The sequence below is a fragment of the Alkalibacterium sp. s-m-28 genome, assembly GCF_054658175.1.
Map to the genome: position 1 here is coordinate 1 of NZ_BAAGIQ010000210.1, position 981 is coordinate 981.

At 34.1% G+C, this 981-nt stretch carries 1 protein-coding gene; it reads right to left on the reverse strand.

All coding sequences use genetic code 11. The features are described from left to right. Positions 1–411 precede the first annotated feature (411 nt). A complete protein-coding gene (locus tag ACYQ4S_RS11975) occupies positions 412–783 on the reverse strand; it encodes an ApeA N-terminal domain 1-containing protein (protein ID WP_459771376.1) in 372 nt (123 codons plus the stop codon). Between the last annotated feature and the right edge of the window lie 198 nt (positions 784–981).

Consider the following 981-nt stretch of genomic DNA (forward strand, 5'->3'; position numbering starts at 1 on the left):
CTCTGATATCTCTTCTCATTCCTATTCCACTCCAATTCTATAGGGGATAAGAAGAGTATATAAAAAATGTAGGAAAACCAACAATTTTACATTGTCATTTTCCTACATTTTATAACTGTTCTTTACATACTGTCTGAATACTTTTATTTAACTAGAATAAATCATGAGAATACTTTTAGTGGACGAAGGCTGGTTTAATATTATCATTCTTTGAATTTACCCAAAATTTTACGGTTTCATAGATAATAACAAAAGCCCGAGGTATTCACATGTGGAAAACATGGGAGCCTCGGGCTTTTAAACTATCCACAGCGTAAATCTGTGGACTAATTTCGTCCTGTTGCATGGTATAATTGAATCACCCCAAAACAAAAATACAGAACAGGAACTGAGGTTATTTTACCATGAATTCTAATGAAGTGCAGATGTTACTTGATTTGCTCGGCGAGTAACATCTGTTTGATCAAAATAAAACTGTCCGTAAAAGGGCATGGGATTTCCCCCAATATCGATAGTTTTTGATTCGTAAGAAGCATAACTTACTGTTAGAGCTTCACCACATATTATTGATAGTAAATTACGGATTTTAAAAATATCTTGTTGAATTTTTATAATACTTTTCTTTTCAGAATATTGCAATTCGAAGTATGGGTGCGTTCTCAAAGTAATTACCAGCCCATTTTCTGGAGTTATTTCTGATTGGTCAGGCGATCTATATTTTTCAGTTAGTGTTGCTTCTAAGCAGTCAATGTTATGTGTCTTTGATTCTATAGAGTCTTTAATAAGAGATTCTGTTTCTCAGTCTGTTTTCCAAGTACTTTTACCAAAAAATAATGGTAGCAGGTCGAAAGAAAGTAAGCGATGAATAGCTAGGTACCTTCGAGTCCTCGCGACCTCCTGTTAAACTTAAGATATCATAAGTACACAGGAGGTTTTTCAATTTGGAAAAGAATAAACAATCTATCATACCGGTGACCCTGC